Genomic DNA, 4,037 nt, shown 5'->3' with positions numbered 1-4,037 from the left:
CTATATTAATAATACTAAAAATACTTTTAATATATAAATTGAATATATATATTTGTAGAGATATATTGTTTTTTCAAACATATTACTACTAAAAATTTATTATTTTTTTAACAAAATTAATATAAAAAATCGCATAACTCTTTGCCTTATCTTATAAAATAAAAACCACAACTATAAAATATAGATGTGGTTTAATTAATATATTAATTTTTAACAATAAAATTTAGACGCTCCTACTAATTGTCTTTTAGATACTATCCTAGCTAAATTTTCTAGATTAGCTATACCTATATCTTTAAAACTAACAACGAATACGAATTTAAAATCTGTAAATTCATCGTTAATACTATATATATCAAAGCAACATCTAATATTATCAACTAAATATAACTCTTGTAACTCCGCTTCGATCTCATCTGTAGTATCTTTCAAGAAGGCTTTTACATCTTCAAAGAATAAATCAAAAAATGATTCATCTAATTCTCCAGATGATTCTTCTATAAGCTGAATAGCTAATTCTTTTGAAAATATACTTTCAGCTAGTTTACAGTCAAATACCATTATATTTGATTGATTAGTAGTATTTGATATATCTTGTACTAAATCTATATCTGACCTAATTTCCAATATATCCTTTACTTCTTTACTACTAACGTTAAACTGGCCCTTTTTATTCTTTAACTTAAGCTGTATCATAATCTTCCGCCTCCTTTTCAATAAATATAAACTATATATTATTTATTATTTCTTTTATCTGTTTCCAATCCTTAACTCTCGTTATGTTTTCATGGTATATATCTTTATTATAATTTGTGTCTATTAATAATACCTTTATTCCACACTGTGCTAATTGCATAGCATTTAAAGGATTATCTTCTATAAAAATATCACAATTTAATTCTTTTGCTTTATCTATTTTATAATCACTACCAAGCATATAAATATGAATTTTAGATAGTTCTTTCTTCTTTAACCAATTTAAAGTTATATCCTTTAACTCTTCTCCCCTTGCGGTTACAAAATAAAGATTATTATCTCTATATAAATCCTCTAATACCTCTAATGCATTCTCTACAAGTTCAGCTTCATCATATGAATACATATATTTATCATGAAATTTCTTCATTAATTTATCACTGTCTTCATCATATAACTTAGACCAATAAACTGTAGTAATATCTTTTTCTTTTATATTTTTATTACACATTTCATTGAGGTAAGAAATGAAATGATATGGACTAGTTATAGTTCCATCTATATCTATACAGATGTTTAAATTACTCATTATATCACCCTCTTTATGAAAAAATAATTATATCATATTAATAAGTTTAAATCAAAAACAGTCATATTAATATTATTATCTTCACAGTATATATTTTAATTATTTCTATTCTATGTGTATAGTATTAAATTGTAAATATACAATAAAAAAGAACTGTCACATGACAATTCAAAATTGTTAATGCGACAGCCCATTAGAAATAAGTTTAATTTGCAAAACTTTATTTTTTATCTATATTTAATTTTAAATTTTCTATATTTTCTTTAAAACTATGTATTTCTTTATCTGATAATTTTAAATACTGATTAATTTTATTAATATAAATTGGATTCTTAGTATCAATCAACATAATTGAATTTTCCATAGCCAATGTTCTTAATTCATAAGCTCTTTTAAAATTCAACCTAGCTGTATCCAATACTTTTATATACTCTTCTTTAGAGAGTCTAGGTACTTCCATTTCATCATAAACCTTTACTACATCTTTACACATTTCCATTGCATAGACAACATCACTCTTAATACTTGTTAGGTTAGATAAACTTTTTTGTAGATTATTTGTATAAGGAAGACAATCTCTCATAGGAATCAATGCTACTCTTTCAATAGAATATATATCCTTTTTGAATTCATCTATTTTTTGTAAATCTAGATTTTTTGAAGATTTTACTTCCGTTTCATAGTTTGATTCATAGTAATCTAAATAAGTTTCTAAAACCAAATCATTTTCATAATCTAGCGTTTCTTCTATAATCTTTATCCCGCTTAAATATATATTACTTATTACTATTGTAGTAGCTAAGACAATATAAATACTTCCATAAATACACGCTCGTTTAAAATTTTTATAATTTTTAAAGAGTACCGTCAGTGGTATAAGATATAAAAGTATAAATACTAATATCCATCTCATTTATTAACACTCCTTTATAAAATAAATAAAATTGCTAATATTCCCCACATTTAGTTCTTAGACATTATGTTTAATAGTATTTACATTTTTCTTAATTCTTACTCCATTATTTTTATAGGTTTAAAATCTATGTAATCACACGATGCCAATATATACTCTACATTATTTCTCATACCTTTAAGGCCCATATCAAAAGATTCTTGTCCATGTAAATGACCATATATAACTATTTTCACATTATACTGCTCATAAAGTTTTGTGAATTCTGATTCATCTAATTTATCATTTGTTGGTGGATAATGAGTTATAACTATTAACTCTTCACATCCTGCTTTAATTGCTGAATCTAATGACATCTTTAATCTTAATATTTCTCTTTTATATATTTTTTCATCATCTTTATCAAATTTGACTTCATTTGGACAAAGCCATCCTCTACTTCCACATATACCTAAGTTTTCATATTTATAAAAGCTATTTTGTAAAAATGTCATTTCACCATACATTTTTTTTAGTTTGCTAAGAGAAGACCACCAAAAATCATGATTTCCTTTTATAAAAATCTTATGACCTGGAAGATTATTTATTATATCAAGATCTTCTTTGGCTTCATTCATATTCATACCCCAAGATGTGTCTCCAAGTACTAATACTGTATCATCTTCAGTTATAATTTCTTTCCAATTACTTATTATTTTGTTTTGGTGATTATCCCAATTTCCTCCAAATATGTCCATAGGCTTGTTTACCGAGGTAGAAAAATGTAGATCACCTATCGCATATAAACTCATACTTACATCCTTCCTACTAATAAAAAGCTGCCTTAAATTTATTAAGACAGCCCCCATTAATAATCTATTTTTGTACCTTTATAGTACTGTAATATTTCTTCAACTTCTTTCTTTAAAGCTTCAATTTCTTTTATATCTTTTTGACTATCAATTCTATCAAGTCTTCTTTGATAATTTATTGCTCTACTAATTTCCCCTAAATCATATAATTCTTGTATCATTACTAAAACTTCTCTTATTGTTATAGATTTTGCCTGAAACATTACTTGAGCCTTCATAATCTCTTCTCTTATTTCACTCATTTCTTGATCTAATAAGAAAGCAGCATCTGCAGCTCTCCTAAGTCTCACAGCAACATCCTCCGGTATGTAATGCTCATATTTATATTTTAAAGAATGTTCTATAGTAGCCCAGAAATTCATTGCTAATGTTCTTATTTGAATTTCACAAATTATTTCTTTGTACCCTGCTATAGAATTTATGGGATAGTTGATTATAACGTGGTAACTTCTATAACCACTCTCTTTAAAATTAGTAATATAGTCTTTTTCATATATTACAGTCATATCTGTTCTAGCCTTTATTAAATCTACTAATGTGTAAATATCTTCAACAAACTGACACATTATTCTTATTCCTGCTATATCTTCAATTTCTTTTTCAATATCTTCAGCATCCAATCTATTTGCTTTTGATATTATAGATGAGATTTTTTTTGTTCTACCTGTTACGAATTCAATAGGAGAATACTCACCCTTTGTAAGAAACTCTTGTCTTATATTCTTAAATTTCACCTTTAGTTCTTGAACAGCATGTTCATAAGGAGCTAATACTTCATCCCATTTTTCATACTTCATATTATTCACCCTTTATACTAGTTTTGAAATCATATATATTTTATCATAAATTATGCTTTTTTAGAATAATAAAGCATTTCTCCTTGTTTTATCACATATTCTATTTCATTTAGATCACTTAAATAACTTATCATAGAAACAATTGTACTTCTAAAAGAATAGTATTCTTTATAATTACAGGTCAATCCATT

The 4,037-nt window shown here is 25.3% G+C and carries 5 protein-coding genes; all 5 read right to left on the bottom strand.

The genetic code is table 11. The annotated features are described in order from the left end of the window. Positions 1 to 210 precede the first annotated feature (210 nt). The 5 genes from J7G74_RS08085 to J7G74_RS08065 all read right to left on the bottom strand — a co-directional run bounded on the left by J7G74_RS08085 (position 211) and on the right by J7G74_RS08065 (position 3,846). Positions 211 to 696, bottom strand: a complete 486-nt coding sequence (locus tag J7G74_RS08085; RefSeq protein ID WP_297133923.1) for a hypothetical protein — start codon at positions 694 to 696, stop codon at positions 211 to 213. Between the two features lie 31 nt (positions 697 to 727). Beyond that, a complete protein-coding gene (locus tag J7G74_RS08080; RefSeq protein WP_297133921.1) occupies positions 728 to 1,285 on the bottom strand; it encodes a 5' nucleotidase, NT5C type in 558 nt (185 codons plus the stop codon). Positions 1,286 to 1,505: 220 nt separating this feature from the next. After that, entirely contained in the window at positions 1,506 to 2,198 is a 693-nt protein-coding gene (locus tag J7G74_RS08075) for a hypothetical protein (protein ID WP_297133919.1), read from the bottom strand. Between the two features lie 98 nt (positions 2,199 to 2,296). After that, entirely contained in the window at positions 2,297 to 2,989 is a 693-nt protein-coding gene (locus J7G74_RS08070; RefSeq protein ID WP_297133917.1) for a metallophosphoesterase, read from the bottom strand. 56 nt (positions 2,990 to 3,045) lie between these two features. Then, positions 3,046 to 3,846, bottom strand: coding sequence for a GTP pyrophosphokinase (locus J7G74_RS08065; RefSeq protein WP_297133915.1), 801 nt, complete (start codon positions 3,844 to 3,846; stop codon positions 3,046 to 3,048). Between the last annotated feature and the right edge of the window lie 191 nt (positions 3,847 to 4,037).

It is taken from the genome of Terrisporobacter sp. (assembly GCF_017888745.1).
GTDB lineage: Bacteria > Bacillota > Clostridia > Peptostreptococcales > Peptostreptococcaceae > Terrisporobacter.
This window is presented reverse-complemented; position numbering and strand designations above follow the sequence as displayed.

Bases quoted from the DNA above. Each gene is read 5' to 3' on its own strand.
- J7G74_RS08085 (WP_297133923.1), bottom strand. From the start codon at position 696: ATGATACAGCTTAAGTTAAAGAATAAAAAGGGCCAGTTTAACGTTAGT.
- J7G74_RS08080 (WP_297133921.1), bottom strand. From the start codon at position 1,285: ATGAGTAATTTAAACATCTGTATAGATATAGATGGAACTATAACTAGT.
- J7G74_RS08075 (WP_297133919.1), bottom strand. From the start codon at position 2,198: ATGAGATGGATATTAGTATTTATACTTTTATATCTTATACCACTGACG.
- J7G74_RS08070 (WP_297133917.1), bottom strand. From the start codon at position 2,989: ATGAGTTTATATGCGATAGGTGATCTACATTTTTCTACCTCGGTAAAC.
- J7G74_RS08065 (WP_297133915.1), bottom strand. From the start codon at position 3,846: ATGAAGTATGAAAAATGGGATGAAGTATTAGCTCCTTATGAACATGCT.